This window comes from Citrobacter sp. R4 (genome assembly GCF_026719175.1).
GTDB lineage: Bacteria > Pseudomonadota > Gammaproteobacteria > Enterobacterales > Enterobacteriaceae > Citrobacter_A > Citrobacter_A sedlakii.
The window spans coordinates 228,761-250,176 of the sequence record NZ_JAPPSU010000001.1 but is presented as its reverse complement, the minus strand read 5'-3'; the positions used below and the strand labels follow the sequence as shown (position 1 = coordinate 250,176).

Sequence of the window (21,416 nt, the reverse complement as noted above, 5' to 3'; positions counted from 1 at the left end):
AATGAGTCTGAAAGAGAACACACTCTCTCTGTTTGCTGAAAAATTCGGCTACCCTGCCACCCACACGATTCAGGCGCCAGGCCGCGTTAACCTTATCGGCGAGCATACCGATTATAACGACGGCTTCGTGCTACCCTGCGCCATCGACTACCAGACGGTCATTAGCTGCGCCGCGCGCGACGACCGTCAGGTTCGGGTGATTGCCGCTGACTACGAAAACCAGATGGATGTGTTTTCGCTGGACGCGCCGATTGTCACCCATGACAGCCAGCAGTGGTCAAACTATGTGCGGGGCGTAGTAAAACATCTGCAAAAACGCGACGCCAGCTTCGGCGGCGCAGATCTGGTTATCAGCGGTAATGTGCCCCAGGGGGCAGGTTTAAGTTCATCCGCGTCGCTGGAAGTGGCGGTCGGCACCGTGTTCCAGCAGCTTTACCACCTGCCGCTGGACGGCGCGCAGATCGCGCTGAACGGCCAGGAAGCGGAAAACCAGTTTGTCGGCTGCAACTGCGGCATTATGGATCAGCTAATCTCCGCGCTGGGTAAAAAAGATCACGCGCTGCTGATCGACTGTCGCTCACTCGGCACTAAAGCGGTTTCCATGCCTGAAGGCGTGGCGATTGTGATCATCAACAGTAACTTCAAACGTACGCTGGTCGGCAGCGAATACAACACCCGTCGCGAGCAGTGCGAAACGGGCGCGCGATTCTTCCAGCAGCCTGCGCTGCGCGACGTCAGCCTCGACGCCTTTAACGCTGTCGCCGCTGAACTCGATCCGCTGGTTGCCAAACGCGTGCGTCACGTGTTAACTGAAAACGCACGTACTGTTGAAGCGGCAAGCGCGCTGGAGAAAGGCGACCTTAAGCGTATGGGTGAACTGATGGCGCAATCTCATGCCTCCATGCGTGACGATTTCGAAATCACCGTACCGCAGATCGATACTCTGGTGGAGATCGTCAAAAAGACTATCGGCGAGAACGGCGGCGTGCGCATGACCGGCGGGGGCTTTGGCGGCTGCGTCGTGGCGCTGATCCCGGAGACGCTGGTACCGGCCGTTCAACAGGCTGTCGCAGAACAGTACGAAGCGAAAACCGGCATTAAAGAAACATTTTACGTTTGCAAACCCTCACAAGGAGCAGGACAGTGCTGAATGAAACACCCGCACTGGCACCCGATGGTCAGCCGTACCGCCTGTTAACCCTGCGCAATAGCGCAGGGATGGTGGTCACGCTGATGGACTGGGGTGCTACCTTACTTTCCGCGCGAATTCCCCTTTCCGACGGCAGCGTGCGTGAAGCGCTGCTGGGATGTGCCAGCCCGGAACACTATCAGGATCAGACGGCCTTTCTTGGCGCGTCAATCGGTCGCTACGCTAACCGTATCGCCGACAGCCGCTATGTTTTTAACGGCGAAACCGTGACCTTACAGCCAAGTCAGGGCGTCAACCAACTGCACGGCGGACCGGAAGGGTTTGATAAACGCCGCTGGCAGATTGTGAATCAAAACGAACGCCAGGTGCTGTTCGCGTTAACTTCAGATGATGGCGACCAGGGCTTTCCGGGCAATCTCGGCGCGACGGCGCAATATCGTCTGACCGACGATAATCGCATCTCTATCACCTATCGCGCCACGGTGGATAAGACCTGTCCGGTCAACCTGACCAACCACGTTTACTTTAACCTTGATGGCGACCAGACCGACGTGCGCCAGCATAAGCTGCAACTCCTGGCGGAGCAGTATCTGCCGGTCGATGAAGGCGGGATCCCGCGTGACGGACTAAAATCCGTCGCCGGTACGTCGTTTGATTTTCGCCACGCAAGAGTCATTGCCAGCGAATTTCTTGCCGATGACGATCAGCGCAAGGTGAAAGGCTACGATCACGCCTTCCTGCTTCAGGCCAATGGTGATGCCCGTACCCCCGCAGCCCGTCTGTGGTCTGCGGATGAGAAATTGCAGATGGAGGTTTACACCTCTGCTCCGGCGCTGCAGTTTTACTCTGGCAACTATTTGGCTGGCACCTCATCACGCGGTCCGGTGCCGTATGCGGATTACCAGGGGCTGGCGCTGGAAAGCGAGTTTCTGCCCGACAGCCCGAACCATCCGGAATGGCCACAGCCGGACTGCTTCCTGCGTCCTGGCGACGAATATGCCAGCGTGACGGAATATCGGTTTATTCCGTCCTGACGGTTTCGCTGAAATTGCCCGGTGCCAAAAGCGCATCGGGCATACTTTCTCCTCGCCTGGTTAATTCCCCGCCACTCAACGACAAAATCGCAACGCAGAGTTCACAAGAACCTTACACTGCCGTCTGATTTTCGCTATGGTTATGCGTAAGCGTTGCTGTTGATCAATAACGGCAATATAATGAGAATTATTATCATTAAACGGTATTAAGGAGTAAGTATATGGCTGTAACGAAGCTGGTGCTGGTACGCCACGGCGAAAGTCAGTGGAACAACGAAAACCGCTTTACCGGTTGGTACGATGTCGATCTGTCCGAGAAAGGCGTGGGCGAAGCGAAAGCGGCGGGTAAGCTGCTGAAAGCTGAAGGCTATAGCTTTGATTTTGCTTATACCTCTGTGCTGAAACGTGCCATCCACACCCTGTGGAACGTGCTGGACGAACTGGATCAGGCCTGGCTGCCGGTTGAAAAATCCTGGAAACTGAACGAACGTCACTACGGCGCGTTGCAGGGTCTGAACAAAGCGGAAACCGCCGAGAAGTACGGCGACGAGCAGGTGAAACAGTGGCGTCGCGGCTTCGCGGTCACCCCGCCGGAACTGACCAAAGACGACGAGCGCTACCCGGGTCACGATCCGCGTTACGCAAAACTGACCGAAAAAGAGCTGCCGCTGACCGAAAGCCTGGCGCTCACCATCGACCGCGTTATCCCTTACTGGAACGAAACCATTCTGCCGCGAATGAAGAGCGGCGAGCGCGTGATTATCGCCGCTCACGGTAACTCCCTGCGTGCGCTGGTGAAATACCTCGATAACATGAGCGAAGATGAGATCCTCGAACTGAATATCCCGACTGGCGTGCCGCTGGTTTACGAGTTCGACGAAAACTTCAAGCCGATCAAACACTACTATCTGGGTAATGCTGACGAGATCGCCGCAAAAGCCGCCGCCGTCGCAAACCAGGGTAAAGCGAAGTAAGCCTGTCTGCTGTCGCTACGCTTGTCGGGCCTGTGGATCGTTGATCTTTCCGGGCCGGATTAGGCGCTTAAGCCACCTCGACAGACGAAAAAGCCGACTCACTGAGTCGGCTTTTTTTACAGGAGAAAGATTACCCGCGCCGTGCTTTTACTGCTTCCGCGAGCTGGCGCAGAATGGCGTCAGTGTCTTCCCAGCTAATGCAGGCATCGGTAATACTCTTGCCGTACACCAGCGGTTCACCGCTGTCCGGGTTCTGATTGCCCTCTACCAGGTGGCTTTCGATCATCACCCCCATGATCGCTTTCTCGCCGCCCGCGATCTGCTGGCACACGTCAGCGCCAACGTCCATCTGCTTTTTAAACTGCTTGCAGGAATTCGCATGGCTGAAATCGATCATGATTTGCGCGGGCAGACCGGCCTTCGCCAGCCCTTCCTTCACTGCCGCGACGTGCGTGGCGCTGTAGTTTGGCTCTTTTCCGCCGCGCAGGATGATATGGCAGTCACCGTTGCCGCTGGTATTGACGATCGCCGAGTGGCCCCACTTGGTGACCGACAGGAAGCAGTGCGGCGCGCCTGCGGCATTGATGGCGTCAATAGCGACCTTGATGGTGCCATCGGTGCCGTTTTTGAAGCCTACCGGGCAGGAAAGACCAGAAGCCAGTTCGCGATGTACCTGAGATTCCGTGGTACGCGCGCCAATCGCCCCCCAGCTCATCAGGTCCGCCAGATATTGTGGGGTAATCATGTCCAGAAACTCACCCGCCGCAGGCAGACCGCTGTCGTTGATATCCAGCAGCAGCTTACGCGCAATGCGCAGACCATCATTGATCTGGAAGCTGTTATCCATGTGCGGATCGTTGATCAGCCCTTTCCAGCCAACGGTGGTGCGCGGCTTTTCGAAATAGACGCGCATCACGATTTCCAGTTCGTCTTTCAACGCTTCACGCAGCGCCAACAGGCGGCCCGCGTATTCTTTTGCGGCAACCGGATCATGAATTGAGCAAGGACCAATCACGACCAGCAGGCGGTCGTCGTTGCCTTTTAAAATTTTGTGAATCGCCTTACGCGCATGGGCCACAGTATTTGCGGCATTTTCAGTAGCGGGGAACTTTTCCAGCAGTGCGACAGGGGGTAATAACTCGTTGATCTCTTTGATGCGTAAATCGTCGTTCTGATAATTCATGATTCGTCCAGTGTTGCCATACTTATATAAATGAATGCAATCCCTCCAATCTATATCGTCAGTCAGAAAGTGTAAACGCGATTTTACACTTCGAACGGATTAATCCTGGAAATCCGCAAAAAAACACCAGAAAGTAGCGAAAAACGAGATCTAACCTACAATTTTTAATTGTAACTGCTTAGTTTTTCAATTTTTTCAAGATTCTCTACTGGGCCATTACGCCCGGATGGGATCTTAAACCATTGCCTGGTCCTTTCATGGCATATGCACTGTTGGAAGACGTTATCCGACATCTGAACCATAACAGGAGCATCTTATGCAAATGACAAAATTGGCTTCACTGTTTCTTACTGCCACACTCAGCCTTGCCAGCGGCGCAGCGCTTGCTGCCGATACCGGTGCCCAGACGAACAACGGACAGGCCAACGCCGCCGCAGAAGCCGGTCAGGTCGCGCCGGATGCGAAACAAAACGTCGCGCCGAATAACCTCGACGGCACAAACATCAATACCGGTAACACGAACACCAATACCAGCGGCGCCCAGCAGTCCACCGGGACGTCTGCAACCCAGGATGGGATGAGCAAAGACGAGGTGCATAAAAACACCATGTGTAAAGATGGTCGCTGTCCGGATGTGAATAAGAAAGTGGAAACTGGCGACGGCACCAGTAACAACGTGGATACCAAAACGGATGGCACCACTCAGTAACGGTAAAACGGGCTGATAACAGGAGAGCTAAGGCTCTCCTTTTTAATTTAATTCGACCAAAAACGGTATGATGTCATACAGTTAACAGAGAATTCATAAAGGGATGACATTCATGGCGCACGCTCACTCTCATTCAACCCCTCATCTGCCTGAAGATAATAACGCACGTCGGTTACTGCTCGCGTTTTGCGTCACCGCGGGTTTTATGCTGCTTGAGGTCGTTGGCGGGATTCTTTCCGGCTCGCTGGCGCTGTTGGCGGACGCCGGGCATATGTTAACTGACGCCGCCGCATTGCTGTTTGCCCTGCTGGCCGTTCAGTTTGCCCGCCGCCCGCCGACGTTACGTCATACGTTTGGCTGGCTGAGACTCACCACGCTGGCCGCATTCGTCAATGCGATTGCGTTAGTGGTTATCACTATTTTAATCGTCTGGGAAGCGATTGAGCGCTTCTATACGCCACGTCCGGTAGCGGGCGGCATGATGATGTCCATCGCCGTGGCAGGTTTGCTGGCGAATATCCTTGCGTTCTGGATCCTGCATCGCGGCAGTGAGGAGAAAAACCTTAACGTGCGGGCCGCCGCTCTGCATGTTATGGGGGATTTGCTGGGTTCAGTGGGGGCGATTGTCGCCGCGCTGATAATTATCTGGACGGGTTGGACGCCCGCTGACCCCATTTTATCAATTCTGGTCTCGCTGTTAGTCCTGCGTAGCGCATGGCGTCTGTTGAAAGACAGCGTGAATGAGTTGCTTGAGGGCGCGCCCGTGTCGCTGGATATCACCGCGCTGAAACGCCATCTCAGCCGTGAAATCCCGGAGGTGCGAAATGTGCATCACGTCCACGTCTGGATGGTGGGTGAAAAACCGGTAATGACGCTCCATGCGCAGGTGATCCCACCGCACGATCATGACGCCCTGCTGGCGCGCATTCAGCATTTTCTCGTGCATCACTACCAGATTGCGCACGCCACCATTCAGATGGAGTACCAGCGTTGTGAAGGACCGGACTGCCATCTGAATGAGACAGCGTCCGGCCATACACATCATCACCATTAATGAGACAGCGCGCGTGAGCCTCGTTCGCGTGCGCTGTTAATCCACATCCGACTGCCGTTGAGCGCAATAAAAGTCAGGATCAGATACTCCAGCGACATGGCGTATACGCCCTGAAGCGCGAAGATCACGACGCTAATAACGTTGATCACCACCCATAACAGCCAGTTCTCGACGTATTTTCGCGTCATCAGTATCATCGCCACAATCGACAGTACCATCATGCAGGAATCCCAGAACGGGAAGGCATCCGGCTGAAGATTGGGCATGACCACCTGTAGCCCCAGCGCCTGCATTATGGTCACCGCGACGCGGGTCAAAAAAGCAAACACCGGATCGATAAACACCGTCATCAGACCAATCGCCACCACACAAACGGCCAGCCAGCCCAGCGCTTTCGGTAACGGTAGCCAACGGATTTTCAGTTCCGCCTCATTCTGGGTATTCTGCCGCGACCACGCATACCAGCCGTAGATATTCGCCGCAAAGAAAAACAGTTGCAGCAGCAGGCTGGCATAGAGTTGGATCTGAAAGAAAATGATGGCAAATAACGTCACGTTGATCAGCCCGAAAACGTAATTGCTGATCTTTTCCATGCTGGCAAGACCAATGCACAACAGTCCGGCGATGGTGCCTACCGCCTCAATCCATGAAAGATCGTAACCACCGGCGCCGATCGGAATATGTACCAGGATGTTCTGCGTACTAAAAAAGTCCATCTTTCCCCCAGAGCGTTTTTATTATTTACGCACGTAGTGTAGCCGCAAAATCCAGCATGCGATTTAACGGCAATAATGCCCCTTCTCGCAGCGCCGTATCAACCTGAATCTCATGGGCTTGTCCGCCCTGCTCCAGCCCTTCAGCAATCGCCTTAAGGCCGTTCATCGCCATCCACGGACAGTGCGCGCAGCTGCGGCAGGTTGCCCCTTCGCCAGCGGTGGGCGCTTCCAGCAACTCTTTGCCCGGAACGGCCTGCTGCATTTTGTAGAAAATACCGCGATCGGTAGCGACGATAAGTTGCTTATGCGGTAGCGTTTTCGCCGCGTTGATAAGTTGGCTGGTGGAGCCGACGGCGTCGGCCATGTCGACAATCGATTGTGGGGATTCCGGGTGGACGAGGATTGCCGCTTCAGGGTAAAGCCCCTTCATGCGGGCCAACGCCTGGGTTTTAAACTCATCATGGACGATGCACGCGCCCTGCCAGCATAATACGTCCGCGCCAGTCTGTTTTTGCACATAGCGACCAAGATGGCGATCCGGTGCCCAGATGATTTTTTCGCCCAAACTATCCAGATGCTCAATGAGTTCAACCGCAATGCTGGAGGTCACGACCCAATCGGCACGCGCTTTGACCGCAGCGGAGGTGTTAGCGTAGACCACCACGGTGCGATCCGGATGGGCATCGCAAAATGCGTTAAATTCCTCGACAGGACAGCCGAGATCGAGCGAACATTCGGCCTGCAGCGTCGGCATCAAAATGGTTTTTTCCGGGCTGAGGATTTTGGCGGTTTCGCCCATAAAGCGTACTCCTGCCACTAGCAGGGTGGACGCAGGATGCTTTGCGCCAAAGCGCGCCATCTCAAGGGAGTCTGATATGCAACCGCCGGTCTCTTCCGCCAGTTGCTGGATTTCCGGATCGGTGTAATAGTGCGCGACCATCACTGCATCACGCGCTTTCAGCAGACGCTTGATTTTGTCGCGATAGAATTGTTTTTCGTCAACGCTCAGCGGGACAGGTTTTGGCGGAAACGGATAAATCGCTGCTTCTGGGTCAAACATTACGCTCATCTTGCTTTCTCGTTTTTCTCGCTTAACGAAATAACCGATACAGAGCGTACAGGACGCCGAAATCGGCCATATTTGTTTTATATGCTAAACAAGATAGCGGATTGCGTAACGAAAGTCACACCTATTGCGCACCGTTTTGCCGAAGGGTGACGGCGATCCGATCCGGCTTCGCCTCGCCCTTCGGGCCGTCGCCGCAAGCGGCTCCGTTGTCTCACTGCGTTCGAATCATTACATTCTGCACATAGCAAAAAGGCGCCTTTAGGGCGCCTTTTTACATTGGTGGGTCGTGCAGGATTCGAACCTGCGACCAATTGATTAAAAGTCAACTGCTCTACCAACTGAGCTAACGACCCCTTGCGGGATTTACTGCTTAATCATTCAGACTGGTGGGTCGTGCAGGATGACTCGGCTTCGCCTCGCCCTTTGGGCCGTTGCTGTCGCAACGTTATCCTTCACGCTTTCTACCCGTTTCCACCGTTAAAATGGTGGGTCGTGCAGGATTCGAACCTGCGACCAATTGATTAAAAGTCAACTGCTCTACCAACTGAGCTAACGACCCTTTAGGGTGTCGCCTGAAGATTTTGACTCGGTACCCATTCAACATGGGTTATCGTGCAGGATGTTTTGGCTTCGCCTCGCCTTACGGCGCCGTTGCTGTCGCAACGTTATCCTTCACGTTTAACATCTGAATTCGACGTTAAAACTGGTGGGTCGTGCAGGATTCGAACCTGCGACCAATTGATTAAAAGTCAACTGCTCTACCAACTGAGCTAACGACCCGAGTGGTGGGTGATGACGGGATCGAACCGCCGACCCCCTCCTTGTAAGGGAGGTGCTCTCCCAGCTGAGCTAATCACCCGATACTGCGCTGGATACTACTGTCTTACTGATGGGTCGTGCAGGATGACTCGGCTTTGCCTCGCCCTACGGCGCCGTTGCTGACGCAACGTTATCCTTCACGTTTAATTATCGCTTTCCACCGTAACGATTGGTGGGTCGTGCAGGATTCGAACCTGCGACCAATTGATTAAAAGTCAACTGCTCTACCAACTGAGCTAACGACCCACTTTTGCGCTGCTTTCGGTTTGTTTGATATCCCGTGGCAACGGCGGCATATATTACTGATTTCAGATTTCAGCGCAACTAAAATTTCGATGTAGATCACTCAACTGCTTATGAATCGCACGACACGACCAGAAATAATTCGATTTCTGGTCGTATGGTGTGCATTACATCGCGCCGAGACGTTTTTGCGCCTGTTTCGCCCCATCAGTACCTGGGTATTTGCTGATAACCTGCTGATAAACCGCTTTCGCTTTCGCAGTATCACCTTTGTCCTGCATGATCACACCGACTTTATACATCGCGTCAGCGGCTTTAGGCGACTTCGGGTAGTTCTTCACCACCGAGGCGAAATAAAACGCGGCATCATCTTTTTTACCCTTGTTGTAATTCAACTGACCGAGCCAGTAGTTGGCATTCGGCTGATAGGTTGAATCCGGGTATTTCTTGATGAAATTCTGGAATGCCGCAATCGCGTCATCCTGGCGGGATTTATCCTGCACCAGCGCAATTGCCGCATTATAGTCGGTATTGGCGTCACCGCTTTGGACCGGCGCGCCAGTGGCTGCCGCCCCTGCATCCGGTGCTGCCGTCGCTGCGCCCGTCGCCGTCCCCCCCTGAGCGCCGCCCGCAGACTGCGCGGCTGCGCCACCGCTGTTCAGACTGTCAATCTGCAGCAGGATCTGCTTCTGGCGTTCAACGACCTGATTCAGCTGATATTGGCTTTCCTGAATTTGACCACGCAGGGAATCGATATCGGCCTGATTATCAGAGAGTTGTTGCTGGAGTTGGGTTAAAAGCTGGCTGTGAGCATTCGAAATACGCTCGAGTTGAGTGACACGGTCTTCGACCGAGCCTGAGCCGACACTACTGATTGGCGCTTGAGCAAAAGCGGCCCAGGGGGCCGCTATGCCAACCAGTAACGACAGACTCAACACATGATGTCTGAAGTTACTGCTCATGCAATTCTCTTAGTAAACCAGTACGGCACGACGGTTTTTGGCATACGCCGCTTCGTCATGACCCAGTACTGCAGGTTTTTCTTTACCGTAAGAAACGATGGAGATCTGGTCAGCAGAAACGCCTTTACCCTGCAGGTACATCTTAACAGCGTTCGCACGACGTTCACCCAGGGAGATGTTGTACTCAGGCGTACCACGTTCGTCCGCGTGACCTTCTACGGTGACTTTGTAAGACGGGTTGCTACGCAGGAAGTTTGCGTGCGCATCCAGCATCGCAGCGAAGTCAGAACGGATATCGTACTTGTCCAGATCGAAGTAAACGATGTTGTTCTGCTGCAGCTGTTGCATTTGCAGACGCGCCTGCTCTTCGGAGGACATGTTGCCGCCGCTGCCGTTTGCATCCATACCAGTGCCGGCACCCAGCATGCCTTCGCTGCCGTCATTGCTGGCGTTCTTGTTGGAAGAACATGCCGCAATAGCCATAACAGGCAGAGCAATCATCAGCCCTTTCAGCACTTTGTTCAGTTGCATTTCAATGATTCCTTTATTAATCAATTATTTATTATCACAGATACGGCGACCAGGCAGGGAATTTAACCTGTCCATCAGTTGCCGGAAGACGCGCTTTGAAACGCCCATCTGTAGAAACCAAATTCAGCACGGATCCCATCCCCTGAGAAGAGCTGTAGATAACCATAGTGCCGTTAGGTGCCAGACTTGGCGTTTCGTCCAGGAACGTTGACGACAGAACCTGTACGCCACCCGCTACCAGATCTTGTTTGGCAATGTGCTGCTGACCGTTAGTCGTGCTTACCATTACCATAAATTTCCCGTCGCTGCTGACATCAGCATCCTGGTTTTGTGAACCTTCCCAGGTAATACGCTGCGGAGCACCGCCGTTGACGTTAACTTTATACACCTGTGGACGTCCGGCCTGGTCAGAGGTAAAGGCCAGGTTCTGGCTGTCCGGGAACCAGGTCGGTTCCGTGTTGTTGCTGCGACCATCGGTTACCTGACGGATCTGACCAGAGCCGATATCCATCACGTACAGGTTCAGACTACCGGTTTTTGACAGGGCAAACGCCAGTTTGCTGCCGTCCGGAGAGAACGCAGGCGCACCGTTGTGACGCGGGAAAGAGGCAACCTGACGCACCGCACCGTTAGATAATGTCTGAATAACCAGCGCAGAACGACCGCTTTCAAAGGTGACATAAGCCAGTTTCGAGCCATCCGGAGACCACGCCGGAGACATCAGCGGCTGCGGGGAACGGTGAACCACGAACTGGTTGTAACCATCGTAGTCAGAGACGCGCAGCTCATACGGGAACTGACCGCCGTTTGTCTGCACAACGTAAGCGATACGGGTACGGAAAGCGCCCTTAATGCCGGTCAGCTTTTCGAACACTTCATCACTGGCGGTATGGCCCGCATAGCGCAACCACTGCTTATTCACTTTGTAAGAGTTCTGGGCCAGTACAGTACCCGGCGCGCCGCCAGTGTCAACCAGTTGATAGGCGACATTATAGGAACCGTCCGGATTCGGCGTTACCTGACCGACAACCACCGCGTCGATACCCAGCGCAGACCATGCCGCAGGCTGAACCTCCTGCGCGGTACCCGGCTGCTGCGGCAGACGGGAGCGATCTAATGGGTTAAATTTCCCGCTGTTACGCAAGTCTGCGCCAACGATGCCGCCGATATCTTCAGGCGCCGCCCCCGGCCCCGCCCACTGGAATGGCACAACGCCAATCGGGCGCGCCGAGTCCACCCCCTGGGTGATCTCGATACGGACTTCTGCGTGCAGCACCGCCGCCCACAGCATCAGAAAACCAAATGCTACTCGTAATGCCTGCTTCATCATATCTCCCTTATCTGGACGGAAAGCCCACGATAATTTAGCAGAATGTTAACAAACTCAAATACACAAAACTACCGAAACCCAGGGACTGCCGACGTTTGTTTTCCCCGCGGTGACGGGGAAAGTTTAGCTTACGGTTTAAAGTCCAGAGGCGCGTTTTTAAACACTTCATACACTGCCTGGCTTGGCGGTTTTGGAATCTTCGCCTGTCGGGCCGCCGCAAGCGCTGCCTGACAAAGCGCCGGATCGCCACCTTCAGACTGAATATCCAGCAGCAGGCCGTCCGGCGCGAGTTTTATCCGCAGCGTACAGGTCTTGCCTGTATAGGACGATGCGTCATAAAACTTGCTCTCGATAGCAGATTTGATCTGCCCGGCATAGTTACTGATATCCGCGCCTGACGCGCCATTATTTTTAGTATTACCACTCCCCGCCGGAGAAGCGTTGTTCCCTTTCGCCCCACCGCCGGTTTTCGGCGCATTCTTACCGGAGCTTAAGTCGCCCAGCAGATCGTCCACGCCTGCTGCTGCCGCGGCCTTTTCCGCAGCGGCTTTTTCGGCGGCCGCTTTTTTAGCCGCTGCCGCTTTCTTATCGGCAGCCGCTTTCTCCGCAGCGGCTTTTTTCTCTGCGGCGGCCTTTTCGGCGGCGGCTTTCTTCTCGGCCGCCGCTTTTTCAGCGGCTGCCGCTTTGGCTGCAGCGGCTTTTTCTGCTGCCGCTTTCTTCTCCGCGTCGGCCTGAGCCTGCTTAGCAGCCTCCGCTTCCGCCTTTTTCTTCGCATCCGCGGCCGCTTTCGCCGCCTCGGCTTCGGCTTTCTTCTTCGCGTCAGCAGCGGCCTTTTTCGCCGCCTCCGCCGCTTCTTTCGCCTGCGCGTCCGCTTTCGCTTTTGCTTCAGCGGCAGCTTTCTTCGCGGCTTCCTCAGCCTGTTTCTGCTGCTCCTGCGCTTTCTTCGCCTCAGCCTCGGCCTGCTTTTGCTGTTCCTGCGCCGCTAAGCGCTCTTTTTCAATCTGCTTAAGCCGTTCCTGTTCCGCAGCCTGCTTCTCGCGAAGCTCTTCCGCCTGCTGTTGCGCCAGTTTTTCACGCTGCTCTTTAGCACGCTGCGCGCTGGACTGTTGCTGCTGCTGACGTTCGTACTGCTGAACCACGGCGCCAGGATCAACCATCACGGCATCGATGGAAGAACCACCGCCGCCGCCGGCTGAAGCCTCTATATGCTCATCGAACGAACTCCAGATCAGCACTGCAAATAAGATGACATGCAGCACCGCTGAAATAATTATCGCCCGCTTGAGCTTGTCGTTTTGTTCGGTTGCCTTTGACACTCTCGGTTCCCAAAAACTGTTCGCCTGTTACACGCTCTTTTCACGCCAGAGAAGCGGATGATCAGATAGGCTGGGTCATTAAGCCGACCGACTTCACACCCGCGCTGTGTAACAAGTTCAGCGCTTTAATTATTTCATCGTAAGGCACGTCTTTCGCGCCACCGATTAAGAAGACCGTTTTCGGATTGGATTCCAGGCGGCTTTTCGCTTCCGCAACAACCTGTTCCGGCGGCAGTTGATCCATACGATCTTTTTCCACTACCACGCTGTACTGCCCTACCCCGGACACTTCAATAATCACCGGCGGATTGTCGTTACTGCTCACCGCCTGCGACTCCGTGGCGTCCGGCAGATCGACTTCCACGCTCTGGGTAATGATCGGCGCTGTCGCCATAAAGATCAGCAGCAGCACCAGCAGCACGTCGAGCAACGGTACGATGTTGATTTCGGACTTCAGGTCGCGACGACCCCGTCCACGCGATCTCGCCATGGTTTACCCCTTGTTGCTCTCGCTAACGGTAAACGCCTGACGGTGCAGAATCGCGGTAAACTCTTCCATAAAGTTGTCGTAATTCAATTCCAGCTTGTTCACACGCTGGTTCAGGCGGTTGTAGGCCATAACCGCAGGGATCGCCGCAAACAGACCAATCGCCGTCGCGATCAGCGCTTCCGCGATCCCCGGCGCGACCATCTGCAGGGTGGCCTGTTTTACCGCCCCCAGGGCGATAAACGCATGCATAATCCCCCACACGGTACCAAACAGACCGATATACGGGCTGATAGAACCAACAGTGCCGAGGAACGGAATGTGCGTCTCAAGATTCTCAAGCTCGCGGTTCATTGAGATGCGCATCGCCCGGGATGCGCCTTCAACGATCGCTTCCGGTGCATGGCTGTTGGCCCGATGCAGGCGGGCAAACTCTTTGAACCCGCTATAGAAGATTTGTTCCGACCCCGCCAGACTATCGCGGCGGCCCTGGCTTTCCTGATACAGGCGAGACAGTTCGATCCCGGACCAGAATTTGTCTTCAAACGCTTCGGCTTCACGCGCAGCAGCGTTGAGAATACGGGTCCGCTGGATGATGATGGCCCAGGATGCGATTGAAAAACCAATCAAAATCAACATGATAAGTTTAACCAGAAGGCTAGCCTTCAGGAACAAATCAAGGATATTCATGTCAGTCACTGCTTAAACTCCGCGACAATGGACTTGGGAAGCGCACGAGGCTTCATTTTGAGTGGATCAACGCAAACAATCAGCACTTCTGCTTCATTGAGCACCGTGTTTTCTGCGTTGACAATGCGTTGCGTGAACACCATTGAGGTACCACGCATTGACGTAATTTCAGACTGAACTTCGAGCATGTCGTCGAGTCGCGCAGGCGCATAGTATTCCAGCGCCATTTTACGCACCACGAAGGCCACTCGCTCTGCCAGCAAAACCTGCTGACTAAAGTGGTGATGACGCAGCATCTCTGTACGCGCTCTTTCATAAAAAGCGACATAGCTGGCGTGGTAAACCACCCCACCGGCGTCAGTGTCTTCATAATAGACACGAACCGGCCATCGAAATATATACTTATTCATTCCTGCGGCCTCGTTGTCGGCGCCATCCGCTCATCTCCGTCACTTACGTTTGCAAGTGTCTGGTGACTCGCGTCATTGCCCTCGCGACGCATCAAGAATGCTGTTGTATATCGCGTTGTATTCACTTTACATCCCGGTAATGCAACAAAAGAGAGAACTTTTAAACGTTGCTACTATACGCGCGCTATCAGGGCTTGGGAATGGGGGGAAGTTAAGGGAGAGTAAAAATATATGGGCTTATGCAAGCCCATCGTTCTTTCAGGATGTTTCTTATTCAAAAGAAGAAGAAAAACAGCCCCACGATAAGGACTATGTCGGCCAGCAAAGGGGAGAAGATCCCTTGCCAGTGCACGGCGCGAGGGCGAAAACCAACGCCATGTATGATGCCTGCGCAGACGGCCCACATCAGCAGTAAACCGTGCCAGATTTCCAGCGTACTGGTCTTTGCCGCGAAGCGGGAGGGATCCCAAAACATACATCCTGCTAACACCAGCGCCATGACGAAAGAAAGCGCCCGTAACGGGCGCTTGTCCATTATCGCATACAGCATCGCGATAAGTTTCATCAGTGTTCTTCTTGACCGTTTTTGCTTGCCTCGACGTGCTCAAGGGCCAGCGCGGTGATGATCCCAAATGCACAGGCAAGAAGCGTTCCCAGAATCCAGGCGAAATACCACATACAATTGCTCCTTACTTAGTACAGAGAGTGGGTGTTGCTTTCAATGTGTTCTTTGGTAATACGACCGAACATTTTCCAGTAACACCAGCTGGTGTAGATCAGGATGATCGGCACAAATACCACAGCAACCCAGGTCATCAGGTTCAGCGTCATCTGGCTGGACGTCGCATCCCACATCGTCAGGCTCGCATTCATCATGGTGCTGGAAGGCATCACGAACGGGAACATCGCGATGCCCGCGGTCAGGATGATGCAGGCCAGCGTCAGAGAAGAGAACAGGAACGCCCATGCCCCTTTTTCCATCCGCGAGGTCAGGATCGTCAGCAGCGGCAGTACCACGCCCAGCGCCGGAATCAACCACAGGATCGGTGCGTTGTTAAAGTTCACCAGCCATGCGCCCGCTTCACGAGTCACTTCTTTGGTCAGTGGGTTAGACGCGGCATGGTGATCGATAGCAGAGGTCACCACATAACCGTCGATACCGTACATCACCCAGACACCCGCCAGCGCGAAGCAGACCAGCGTGACCAGCGCGGCGATCTGTGAGGTCGCGCGGGCACGCAGATGCAGTTCGCCCACGGTACGCATTTGCAGGTAGGTCGCGCCCTGGGTGATGATCATCCCAACGCTGATCACGCCTGCCAGCAGACCGAACGGGTTCAGCAACTGGAAGAAGTTACCGGTGTAGTAGAGACGCAGATACTCGTCGACATGGAACGGTACGCCCTGCAACAGGTTACCAAACGCCACACCAATCACCAGCGGCGGCACAAAGCTACCGATGAACACGCCCCAGTCCCACATGTTGCGCCAGCGCGGATCTTCAATCTTGGAACGGTAGTCAAAACCGACCGGACGGAAGAATAACGATGCCAGCACGAGGATCATCGCCACATAGAAACCGGAGAACGCGGCGGCATAGACCATCGGCCAGGCGGCGAACAGCGCGCCGCCGGCGGTGATCAGCCACACCTGGTTACCGTCCCAGTGCGGGGCGATGGAGTTAATCATAATTCGACGCTCGGTGTCGTTACGACCGAGGAAACGGGTGAGCATGCCCACCCCCATGTCGAAGCCATCGGTAACCGCAAAACCAATCAGCAGAACGCCAACCAGCAGCCACCAGATAAAACGTAGTACTTCATAATCGATCATTTGACGACTCCTGTCTTAGCGTGCCGGCTGAGAAGCCACGGTGGACTGCTCAAAGTGATAGCGACCGGTTTTCAGGCTGCTTGGGCCAAGGCGTGCAAACTTGAACATCAGGAACAGTTCTGCCACCAGGAACAGGGTGTACAGGCCGCAAATCAGGAACATGGAGAACAGCAAATCGCCTACCGTCAGCGACGAGTTCGCCACGGCGGTGGGCAGCACTTCGCCGATAGCCCATGGCTGACGGCCATATTCCGCAACAAACCAGCCCGCTTCTACGGCGATCCACGGCAGTGGAATACCATACAGCGCAGCGCGCAGCAGCCATTTTTTCTCGCCGATGCGGTTACGGATAACGCTCCAGAAGGACAGCGCGATGATCGCCAGCAGCAGGAAGCCGCATGCCACCATGATACGGAACGCGAAATACAGCGGCGCAACGCGAGGAATAGAATCTTTCGTCGCCTGCTGGATCTGCGCTTCCGTCGCGTCGGAGACGTTCGGAGTATAGCGTTTCAGCAGCAGACCGTAGCCCAGGTCTTTCTTCATGCTGTTGAACTGATCGCGAACGGTCTGGTCGGTAGAACCGGCGCGCAGTTGCTCGAGCAGTTCATACGCTTTCATCCCGTTGCGGATACGTTCTTCGTGCTGGACCATCAGGTCTTTCAGACCGATCACCGGCGTATCGACGGAGCGGGTAGCGATAATACCCAGCGCGTAAGGGATCTGGATCGCAAATTTGTTTTCCTGCGAATCCTGATCCGGAATACCGAACAGGGTAAAGGCAGCCGGTGCAGGCTGGGTCTCCCACTCGGCTTCGATGGCGGCGAGTTTGGTTTTCTGCACGTCGCCCATTTCGTAACCGGACTCATCACCCAGAACGATAACAGACAATACAGCGGCCATCCCGAAGCTGGCGGCAATGGCAAAGGAGCGTTTAGCGAAGGCAATGTCGCGGCCTTTCAGCAGATAGTAAGCGCTGATACCGAGGATGAACATCGCACCCGTGACATAACCCGACGCCACGGTATGAACGAATTTCACCTGTGCAACCGGGTTGAGCACCAGTTCAGAGAAGCTCACCATTTCCATGCGCATGGTTTCAAAGTTGAAATCCGACGCGATAGGGTTCTGCATCCAGCCGTTAGCGACCAGGATCCACAGCGCAGAAAGGTTAGAGCCTAATGCCACCAGCCAGGTAACAGCCATGTGCTGGACTTTGCCCAGACGATCCCAGCCAAAGAAGAACAGACCTACAAAGGTGGATTCGAGGAAGAAGGCCATCAGACCTTCGATCGCCAGCGGCGCACCGAAGATATCCCCAACGTAGTGGGAATAGTAAGACCAGTTTGTCCCGAACTGGAACTCCATGGTCAGCCCTGTTGCCACACCCAGAGCAAAGTTGATACCAAACAACTTGCCCCAGAACTTAGTCATATCTTTATAAATCTGTTTGCCGGAAAGGACGTAGACCGTTTCCATAATGGCCAGCAAAAACGCCATACCGAGCGTCAGTGGCACAAAGAGGAAGTGGTACATCGCGGTCAAGGCAAACTGTAAGCGCGACAGTTCGACTATATCTAACATCATGACTCCTTGCTCATCGCATGAAGACTCCGAGAGTGAACCCCGTTAGAAAGGGTCACACGCATGCCCCAATACAAATTTGTTTGCGCGCCTTCACCGGTATCCTTTTTCCGTATAAGGAAACAGAATGGGTGAAAGGTTACAAACATGTTAATAAAAAACTCAAATTGATCCCGCAATTATATTACGCCGCAAAATCCTTACAATAAACAGGTTTTTATTGAGGAAGATTTGCGTTTTTCGACAGTGATCAATTTATAGCGAATTTCTCACTTTTCCATCAATTTGATCGGCGACAATTTATCGCGTTTCATTATCTTTTTCCAATCATTAAACATTGATTTAAATCAAAAACGCCCTTTTATGTTAACCATGTTTAGATTTGGTGACCGAAGTAAAAAACATGTTGCACATGCGTATCTTTGATTGATTGCAGAGTTACGCCAATAAAATTCTTATATAAAAAGACGGTGTTTTAATTAACGTGGCATGCCGTTCTGCCAGGGTTTGCTGAGGGGCTATTTTTCGAAGTCCGGGTATCATTTTCGTCGCGTCTGAAAAGCCCGCCTTTCATCATTCACATTAATTTTACTTTAAAGTTAATTTGAATTAACACCACAACGTTATTATTGTGAAAATAACAACGCCACGCTAAGCGTGGCGTTGTTCCGATTGCTGACATTTCAGACAAGCTGGTAGCGGAAGGTCCGCGATTGCCCGGGTAAAAACGTCCCGGGAAGGATATCGTCCCGCTCGTGAGCCGAAACGACCTGCTCGCTCATCATCACTTCCGCGCAGTTTGCCACCGTCCGGGTAAAGGTGACGGTGGTATCACTCGACGTGCTGTCCGACGGATTAAACAGGCGCAAAATCAGCGCTTCGCCGTCTTCCGCTTTCTTTAGCGCGCTTATCTGGCAGCCGACGGGCGGCATGGTCAGTAAACTGTAACGCTCAGGTACCGTAAAACGGGCCTTGTTGAGCTTCATCGCGTCCCACGGAATTTTATTGTAACACTGTACCGGCGTCAGCCACGCCCGCGCCTGTTGCGCCACACCCGCAGAGAACGGCGTACCGCTAAAGCTAAACAGACTTAGCCGACAATGCAGGGTTCCCCGCAGTTGTGAATCCGGTACCGGCATTTTGATGCCGGAAGGACGCCCTGGGCGCAGCAGTAAATCCTCTTTACCCAGTAGCCCCACGCCGCGCAAGAGCGTAATGGCGAAGGTTTTTTTCTCCTCGCCCGTCACCTCAAATTCGCGCAAACCTTCCGTAAAGACCGCCAACCCGTTACGCCCTTCCTGTAACGCAGCATAATTGAGCAGATTCCATACCGGCACAGGCGCCTCTTTCCACCCTTCTTCCCGCCAGTTGGTCATCGCGTCGTCCTCTACCGGACGCGTCACAGAGCCAAACTGGGTATCCGCCAACACCTGATCGGTAGTAAAAGGCGTCGGAATTAATACCCGCACCCGATGATCGTCGGCCTGGTTGTCCAGCGTTATTCCGACATCAATTCGTCTGCTGTTATGGGAAAGCGTCACCGCAATCTCCACCCCTACCCTGCCGCTGCGCTGGCGCAGGGCGCGTTCAGCGAGATCACGCGGAACCGCCAGGTCATAACGGATCAGCGCCTGGCTCTGCCACGCCTCATGGCGGATCTCGCAGTGGGGTTGCACACCGGCCGACGTCAGCCGCCACTCTTCTCTTGCTGGCGAATAATCATATTCATCGCCATCGTCAGAACCTTCTTCCAGCTCCAGCACCCGGTCATAACAGACGCCGCTGTCTTTATCATACAGGCGCAGCGTGCCGTCTTCATTGAGCGAAATTTGCCAGAAAGCGTTCTCCAGCAACGTTTCCGGGATCGTTTTCGCGGCAAGCTGAAGTCCAGGGGCATTGGCATCAATGTACAGGGTGCGGTACCCCATCGACGGGACGATCTGATGAATCTGGATGTCGTACTCCATAAACGGGTCGTAGTTGCCGTAGTGAACGATTTGCCGGTCGATCAGTCCCGGGTCCAGCTCTCGCGCCTCACGAATGAAATAAGGCACAGCGTTCCCTCTGTCATCACGCAGGCTGAACTGGCTGGCGCGCAGGCGAAGGGTGGTATTAATGACCTCTTCGCGCGGCCACGGCATCAGGTTAAACAGCACCAGTTTGTCGGCGTCGCTTTGGGGCATGTTGTCCACCACTTTACGCAGATAAAAACGGATCAGGTTGTCGGCCATGTCTTCCGCCAGCATAAATCGCGCCGCAATTTCGCGGTGCACCGGGTCACTACAGCAACAGCCGATGCTGTCGTGGGCGTGATTCTTTAATATCTCCTTCCACATTTTTTCCAGCAGACCGTGGTGGTAATCAAAACCCAGCGTCCATGCCAGCGTCGCCAGCGGTTCGAGAAGATTGACGATTTTATTTTCGATCCGCGCGTGAGCGATTTTGATGTCCATCCGCGTCGAGCCTATGGTGCGGTGTACGCGCATGTATTTGCCGTCGATAAATTCGCCCTTCAGGGTGGCTAATTGCTCGCGATGGGCCTCTGTGCGTTCAAAGATCTCCTCGAAACGACTCATGACAAAAGTCCGTTGGGGATAAATTTCCCGCAACTTATCCATCACCGCAAAGATATTTTGCTGAAGCGGCATCTGGTCGTGACCGTTAGGCAGCAGGATCTCTTTTGTTACCGATGCCTTTTCCAGCACCTCGAAATAACCGTCGAGTCGTTTACGTAATCCGGCTTCGTCCTCCGGTAAGTACTTACCAATCGCGTAGCCCAGCGGCAGCACCTGCGCCACCACTTCGCTGCCATCGCGACTCTGCCACAGAAACTCGGTTTTATCGGTGCCGTGGCGTTCTGAACAACCGCGCCAGAACAGGGTGCGGGTGATGCCAAAGCCGTTGTAAATATGCGGAAGCTGGCCGGACATGCCAAACGAGTCCGGTAGATAGCCAATTTTCATCGGCTCGCCAAAGGCCAGACAGTCACGCATCCCATACATCAGGTTGCGCACAATCGATTCACCGGAAACAAGAGTGGTATCCGTCTGGGTATACCACGGGCCGATAATCAGCTTCCCGGCCTGAACCAGTCGTCTGACCCGATCTTTATTTTCCGGCACCACCGCGAAGTAGTCCTCCAGTATCGCCGTCTGCCCGTCCAGCACGTAATATTTGTATTCGGCATCCTGCTCCAGACGGGTAAGGATCTCCTCCATATTATTGACCAGCAAAATGCGTGATTCTTCGGTGGTGAAATACCACTCACGATCCCAGTGCATATGCGGGGTGATGTGAACACGAGAGACTGCTTTCATCGTCG

At 54.1% G+C, this 21,416-nt stretch carries 20 protein-coding genes and 5 tRNA genes; 5 read left to right on the top strand and 20 right to left on the bottom strand.

Annotated features, from left to right (window positions below):
• Position 1 precedes the first annotated feature (1 nt).
• The 3 genes from galK to gpmA all read left to right on the top strand — a co-directional run bounded on the left by galK (position 2) and on the right by gpmA (position 3,158).
• Positions 2–1,150, top strand: coding sequence for a galactokinase (gene galK, locus OOJ60_RS01195; RefSeq protein ID WP_060569941.1), 1,149 nt, complete (start codon positions 2–4; stop codon positions 1,148–1,150).
• Positions 1,144–2,184 (top strand): galactose-1-epimerase, encoded by a 1,041-nt coding sequence (gene galM, locus OOJ60_RS01190; RefSeq protein WP_205611782.1) that lies wholly within the window; start codon positions 1,144–1,146, stop codon positions 2,182–2,184. Before galK ends, galM begins: the two co-directional genes overlap by 7 nt.
• 221 nt (positions 2,185–2,405) lie before the next feature.
• Positions 2,406–3,158: a 2,3-diphosphoglycerate-dependent phosphoglycerate mutase gene (gene gpmA / locus OOJ60_RS01185; protein WP_042285226.1), complete on the top strand. Its 753-nt coding sequence runs from the start codon at positions 2,406–2,408 to the stop codon at positions 3,156–3,158.
• A 130-nt stretch (positions 3,159–3,288) separates the two neighbouring features.
• Here the strand turns inward: gpmA and aroG are convergent, their stop codons facing one another.
• Entirely contained in the window at positions 3,289–4,341 is a 1,053-nt protein-coding gene (aroG, locus tag OOJ60_RS01180; RefSeq protein ID WP_042285227.1) for a 3-deoxy-7-phosphoheptulonate synthase AroG, read from the bottom strand.
• Positions 4,342–4,657: 316 nt separating this feature from the next.
• Between aroG and OOJ60_RS01175 the strand changes: the two genes are divergently transcribed.
• Positions 4,658–5,050, top strand: a complete 393-nt coding sequence (locus OOJ60_RS01175) for a YbgS-like family protein (RefSeq protein ID WP_205611781.1) — start codon at positions 4,658–4,660, stop codon at positions 5,048–5,050.
• A 112-nt stretch (positions 5,051–5,162) separates the two neighbouring features.
• On the top strand, positions 5,163–6,104 hold the full coding sequence (gene zitB / locus OOJ60_RS01170) for a CDF family zinc transporter ZitB (protein ID WP_042285230.1): 942 nt from the start codon (positions 5,163–5,165) through the stop codon (positions 6,102–6,104).
• Here zitB and pnuC read toward each other — a convergent pair.
• From pnuC to mngB, 19 genes are all read right to left on the bottom strand, one after another.
• Positions 6,101–6,820, bottom strand: coding sequence for a nicotinamide riboside transporter PnuC (pnuC, locus tag OOJ60_RS01165; protein ID WP_042285233.1), 720 nt, complete (start codon positions 6,818–6,820; stop codon positions 6,101–6,103). The genes zitB and pnuC overlap by 4 nt on opposite strands.
• A gap of 25 nt (positions 6,821–6,845) precedes the next feature.
• The gene (gene nadA, locus OOJ60_RS01160; RefSeq protein WP_042285236.1) at positions 6,846–7,889 is read right to left on the bottom strand and encodes a quinolinate synthase NadA; all 1,044 of its coding nucleotides are present in this window, start codon (positions 7,887–7,889) and stop codon (positions 6,846–6,848) included.
• Between the two features lie 277 nt (positions 7,890–8,166).
• A tRNA-Lys gene (locus tag OOJ60_RS01155) sits at positions 8,167–8,242 on the bottom strand.
• Positions 8,243–8,372: 130 nt separating this feature from the next.
• Positions 8,373–8,448: transfer RNA gene (locus tag OOJ60_RS01150), tRNA-Lys, on the bottom strand.
• Positions 8,449–8,593: 145 nt separating this feature from the next.
• Positions 8,594–8,669 (bottom strand) — tRNA-Lys (locus OOJ60_RS01145).
• A 3-nt stretch (positions 8,670–8,672) separates the two neighbouring features.
• Positions 8,673–8,748, bottom strand: a tRNA-Val gene (locus OOJ60_RS01140).
• 130 nt (positions 8,749–8,878) lie between these two features.
• Positions 8,879–8,954: transfer RNA gene (locus tag OOJ60_RS01135), tRNA-Lys, on the bottom strand.
• 164 nt (positions 8,955–9,118) lie between these two features.
• Positions 9,119–9,913, bottom strand: coding sequence for a cell division protein CpoB (cpoB, locus tag OOJ60_RS01130; protein ID WP_042285238.1), 795 nt, complete (start codon positions 9,911–9,913; stop codon positions 9,119–9,121).
• A gap of 9 nt (positions 9,914–9,922) precedes the next feature.
• Positions 9,923–10,444 (bottom strand): peptidoglycan-associated lipoprotein Pal, encoded by a 522-nt coding sequence (gene pal, locus OOJ60_RS01125; RefSeq protein WP_012905064.1) that lies wholly within the window; start codon positions 10,442–10,444, stop codon positions 9,923–9,925.
• A gap of 34 nt (positions 10,445–10,478) precedes the next feature.
• Positions 10,479–11,771, bottom strand: coding sequence for a Tol-Pal system beta propeller repeat protein TolB (gene tolB / locus OOJ60_RS01120; RefSeq protein WP_042285242.1), 1,293 nt, complete (start codon positions 11,769–11,771; stop codon positions 10,479–10,481).
• Positions 11,772–11,902: 131 nt separating this feature from the next.
• Positions 11,903–13,090 carry a cell envelope integrity protein TolA gene (gene tolA, locus OOJ60_RS01115; protein WP_205611780.1) on the bottom strand — a complete coding sequence of 396 codons (1,188 nt, stop codon included), beginning with the start codon at positions 13,088–13,090 and terminating at the stop codon, positions 11,903–11,905.
• A 61-nt stretch (positions 13,091–13,151) separates the two neighbouring features.
• Positions 13,152–13,580 carry a colicin uptake protein TolR gene (gene tolR / locus OOJ60_RS01110; protein WP_042285249.1) on the bottom strand — a complete coding sequence of 143 codons (429 nt, stop codon included), beginning with the start codon at positions 13,578–13,580 and terminating at the stop codon, positions 13,152–13,154.
• Positions 13,581–13,583: 3 nt separating this feature from the next.
• Complete coding sequence (gene tolQ / locus OOJ60_RS01105; protein ID WP_082636750.1) at positions 13,584–14,276, bottom strand: Tol-Pal system protein TolQ; 693 nt, start codon at positions 14,274–14,276, stop codon at positions 13,584–13,586.
• On the bottom strand, positions 14,273–14,677 hold the full coding sequence (ybgC, locus tag OOJ60_RS01100; RefSeq protein WP_205611779.1) for a tol-pal system-associated acyl-CoA thioesterase: 405 nt from the start codon (positions 14,675–14,677) through the stop codon (positions 14,273–14,275). The genes tolQ and ybgC overlap by 4 nt, the downstream gene beginning before the upstream one ends.
• Positions 14,678–14,951: 274 nt before the next feature.
• On the bottom strand, positions 14,952–15,245 hold the full coding sequence (gene ybgE / locus OOJ60_RS01095) for a cyd operon protein YbgE (protein ID WP_120714852.1): 294 nt from the start codon (positions 15,243–15,245) through the stop codon (positions 14,952–14,954).
• The gene (gene cydX, locus OOJ60_RS01090; protein WP_042285261.1) at positions 15,242–15,355 is read right to left on the bottom strand and encodes a cytochrome bd-I oxidase subunit CydX; all 114 of its coding nucleotides are present in this window, start codon (positions 15,353–15,355) and stop codon (positions 15,242–15,244) included. The genes ybgE and cydX overlap by 4 nt, the downstream gene beginning before the upstream one ends.
• Positions 15,356–15,370: 15 nt before the next feature.
• Complete coding sequence (cydB, locus tag OOJ60_RS01085; RefSeq protein WP_042285264.1) at positions 15,371–16,510, bottom strand: cytochrome d ubiquinol oxidase subunit II; 1,140 nt, start codon at positions 16,508–16,510, stop codon at positions 15,371–15,373.
• 15 nt (positions 16,511–16,525) lie between these two features.
• On the bottom strand, positions 16,526–18,094 hold the full coding sequence (gene cydA, locus OOJ60_RS01080) for a cytochrome ubiquinol oxidase subunit I (protein WP_042285266.1): 1,569 nt from the start codon (positions 18,092–18,094) through the stop codon (positions 16,526–16,528).
• 683 nt (positions 18,095–18,777) lie between these two features.
• Positions 18,778–21,411, bottom strand: coding sequence for a mannosylglycerate hydrolase (gene mngB, locus OOJ60_RS01075; protein WP_205611778.1), 2,634 nt, complete (start codon positions 21,409–21,411; stop codon positions 18,778–18,780).
• Between the last annotated feature and the right edge of the window lie 5 nt (positions 21,412–21,416).